Annotated in this window: 4 protein-coding genes; 2 read left to right on the forward strand and 2 right to left on the reverse strand. The window is 61.2% G+C overall.

Annotation, left to right across the window (positions count from 1 at the left end; all coding sequences use genetic code 11):
- Positions 1–101: 101 nt before the first annotated feature.
- The gene (locus A2J03_RS00130) at positions 102–842 is read right to left on the reverse strand and encodes an SDR family NAD(P)-dependent oxidoreductase (protein WP_068368038.1); all 741 of its coding nucleotides are present in this window, start codon (positions 840–842) and stop codon (positions 102–104) included.
- Positions 843–979: 137 nt separating this feature from the next.
- Between A2J03_RS00130 and A2J03_RS00135 the strand changes: the two genes are divergently transcribed.
- Positions 980–1,432, forward strand: coding sequence for a MarR family winged helix-turn-helix transcriptional regulator (locus A2J03_RS00135; protein WP_068368039.1), 453 nt, complete (start codon positions 980–982; stop codon positions 1,430–1,432).
- Positions 1,433–1,535: 103 nt separating this feature from the next.
- On the opposite strand, the gene A2J03_RS00140 is transcribed toward A2J03_RS00135, so the two are convergent.
- Positions 1,536–2,216, reverse strand: a complete 681-nt coding sequence (locus A2J03_RS00140; RefSeq protein ID WP_068368040.1) for a TetR/AcrR family transcriptional regulator — start codon at positions 2,214–2,216, stop codon at positions 1,536–1,538.
- Positions 2,217–2,475: 259 nt separating this feature from the next.
- On the opposite strand from A2J03_RS00140, the gene A2J03_RS00145 reads away from it, so the two are divergent.
- Positions 2,476–2,880 (forward strand): RidA family protein, encoded by a 405-nt coding sequence (locus A2J03_RS00145; protein WP_068368045.1) that lies wholly within the window; start codon positions 2,476–2,478, stop codon positions 2,878–2,880.
- Positions 2,881–3,135 lie beyond the last annotated feature (255 nt).

The following is a 3,135-nucleotide window of genomic DNA, read 5'->3' on the forward strand; positions in this document are numbered from 1 at the left end:
TGGAGGAATTCGATCTGATCGGAGATCTTCGTGCGCCGATTGCGCAGCGTGTCTTGAGCTGCGGGTCGAATGAAGGCGACTTCTGTGGGAGCGAGGGCCGGTCAGATTGCGGTGCGCCCACCGTCGACGGGGAATGTGCTGCCGGTGACGTAGCTCGCCCGCTCCGAGGAAAGGAACAGGATCATTTCTCCGATCTCGGTCGGCTCCGCTGCCCGTTGCATGGCGGTTGTCAGGCCGACCGTATCGAACCAATCCCGCGGTGCGGCAGCGGTGTAGGTCGGTCCGGGTGCGACGCTGTTTATTCGGACACCTCGAACGCTGTATTCGGCCGCCCATGATCGTGTCAACGATTCCAAGGCCGATTTGGTGGCACCGTAGACTGCCGCCCCGGGAGTTCCGACGGCTCCGGCCATACTGCTGACGTTCACGATGCTGCCGCTACCGCGCTCCGCCATTCCGGGCGCGATGCCAGCGACGAGAAAAAACGCTCCGCGAATATTGGTGGCGATCATCTTGTCGAAATCGGTGGGTGTGAGCGCTTCGGTCGGGCCCAAGATCGCCGTCCCTGCGTTATTGACGAGAATGTCGACAGGACGCGCACGGGCCACGTCGAGGACATCGTCCAGTCCGGATTGTTCGCCCACGTCCGCACTGACGAACTCTACTGAGCCGCCCTCGGCGGAAATCCTGTCGCACAACGCCTCGCCGCGTTGTCGGTCACGACCGACCGCCACGACGTGAGCGCCTGCAGCCGACAGCCCGTGCGCCACTGCTCCACCAATGCCAGCCGTTGCGCCCGTGACCACGGCAGTCTTTCCTGAGAGTCCGTATCTGTCATGCATCTGATGACCCCTTGCGTTTGTGATGTTGTCGTCGGTTCGGCAACTCAATGGAGAGTACATGCTGGTGCATAATATGCAAATGCATAGGTTGATGACGCATAAATTGTGCTTGCATACGATGTGGGTACAATCAAGGTATGCCGCAACCATGGACAGAGGATCAGCTCGCACGGGCGTGGCACGACTTGATGGGTAGCTACCACACAGTTCTGTGCAAGCTCGATGTGGCGCTCAAGCGTGATCACGACCTCAGCTCGAGCGAGTTCGAGGTACTGCAGGTTCTCTATTCGGATCGCGAGGCCGAAGCTGTTCGGATGAACCAGTTGAGCGAGCAGGTGCATCTGTCGCAGTCCGCGTTGTCGAGGTTGGTTGCGAACCTGGAGGGTGACGGGCTGGTGGTCCGGGTTATGGCATCGAGTGATCGGCGTTCGGTAGTTGTGTCGATCACCGAAGAAGGCCGGCAGCGGTACGTGGACGCGAAGCCGACACAGCGTCTTGTCCTGCGGGAGCACGCGTCCGAGTGCTTGCCGCCGGGGGCGGAGCTTGCGGATCCGACCGGCGCTGCCGGAAGCGTGTGCGGCGCAGGATAGTCAATTCTTGGACGTCGCTGCGCCGGTCGTGAAGCGGTGTTCTGGAGACCTCGATCGACTGTGCGGCATCAGGTTTCGACCGGTGTGTGTGTCGGGTGGTGTTTCAGCCGCGGTCCGGCCGGTTCATTGCTGCCCACACGTGCTCGTGCGTCGGTGGATCGGGGAGGGGTGCGGCGTGATCTGCTCGATACGCCTGAATCATCAACGCTACGTGGCGCTTCCATGCGTCGGGTGCGGCATTGCGCATACCGCTGATGACGCCGGCGTTAGAAAGTAGGAGAAGTACGAAGTCCTGTGTGACGAAGTCGTTCCGCAGTGTGCCCTCGTCTTGGGCGCGCCTGACGATTTCGGCGAAGCCGTCAGCTGTGCGTCGGCGCTGTTCTTCGAGGCTCGGCGACTCGGGGAAAGTCAGCGTCAGCACGTCACGAAGGCCGATGTCCGATGCCTGCATTGCGCACGCCTCGTTGACGAATTGACAGAAAGCCGACCAGCCGTCCGGGAGCTCGAGCGCATCTCGCACCGCTTCGCTGTATCGGCGCATCTTGTCCTCGAAGCTCGCCGCAATGAGCTCGTCTCGTGTCGGGAAACGTCGGTACAGGGTAGCGATACCGACGTCAGCCCTCTCGGCTATCGCTTCGAGGGGAACATTGAGCCCGTGCTCGGCGAAGAGGGCACGTGCTGCCTTCAATATCCGCTCTCGGTTTCGCGCTGCATCTGAACGGAGTGGCTCCGCCGACCCGAGTTCGGGAGGGGCGACGGGTCGTGGTTCTTCGCGTTGCGCCATCGTCCGTTTTGCCTTTCGAAATTTCGTGCAAGCACGAGATGGCGGGTCTGCACCGCGGTGGCCTGCGAGTCAGATCTGATCGTACGCAGTCGATACCGGACCGAGGCTGTGCGTCCGGTTGAAGGGTGTGCGAGATCTTACGCAGGGGCTGCTATCGGTCCGTCCTAAGTGGAAGTCTTCCTCCGAATCCGACGTATGCGTGCTACGCTCGATTCGGAGGATAACCTCCACTTAACGATTCGCTTCCGAAAGGATGACAATGACTGTCACCGAACCTTCCACCCGCTTTCTGGCACAGGCACCACACGGGTTTTCCAACGTTGTCGAAGTGTCCGGAGGTCGACTGGTATTCATCACCGGCCAAATGGCGCTCGACGCGGCAGGCTCCCTGGTGGGGCCCGGAGATTTCGAGGCCCAGTTCGAGCAGGCGTTCAGGAACATCGAATCTCAACTCGCTGTCGTGGGCGCGACCTTCGACAATGTGGTCAAAATTTCGGTCCTGGCGGAGGAAGGATTCGTGGAGAGTGCCCACAAGTTCGGCGAAGTTCGAGACCGGTTCGTCAACACGACGAATCCGCCTGCGAGCGCTATCGTTCTCACGCCGAGGCTGGTTCACCCTGGAGCGCTCGTCGATATTTCCGCGATAGCTCATTTGACGGAGTGAGTCGAGGTGTCCCCCGCCGCAGGCGAGGTCGGGCGCTTTGACCTCGTGTGCCTGACACGAGTGATCCCGCTTCCCGCGAGCTCGATAGAGGTCGATCACGGTGTCGATTTCGTCTCCGCGCGAGGGCAGGGTGCCGTATCGCTCTCGTGGCTCGGCCAGGCCACTTCCGTTGAGCGAGTAGGTGGTCGAACCGACAGGCTGGGCTCAGGCCCCATCCCCGGTCATCTCCATAGGGACGTTGTCACTGACCACCGA

It is taken from the genome of Rhodococcus sp. EPR-157 (genome assembly GCF_001647195.1).
In the GTDB taxonomy this organism is placed as follows: domain Bacteria; phylum Actinomycetota; class Actinomycetes; order Mycobacteriales; family Mycobacteriaceae; genus Rhodococcoides.

Excerpts from the sequence above, each read along its gene's own strand:
- A2J03_RS00130 (WP_068368038.1), bottom strand. The coding sequence starts at position 842 with ATGCATGACAGATACGGACTCTCAGGAAAGACTGCCGTGGTCACGGGC.
- A2J03_RS00135 (WP_068368039.1), top strand. The coding sequence starts at position 980 with ATGCCGCAACCATGGACAGAGGATCAGCTCGCACGGGCGTGGCACGAC.
- A2J03_RS00140 (WP_068368040.1), bottom strand. The coding sequence starts at position 2,216 with ATGGCGCAACGCGAAGAACCACGACCCGTCGCCCCTCCCGAACTCGGG.
- A2J03_RS00145 (WP_068368045.1), top strand. The coding sequence starts at position 2,476 with ATGACTGTCACCGAACCTTCCACCCGCTTTCTGGCACAGGCACCACAC.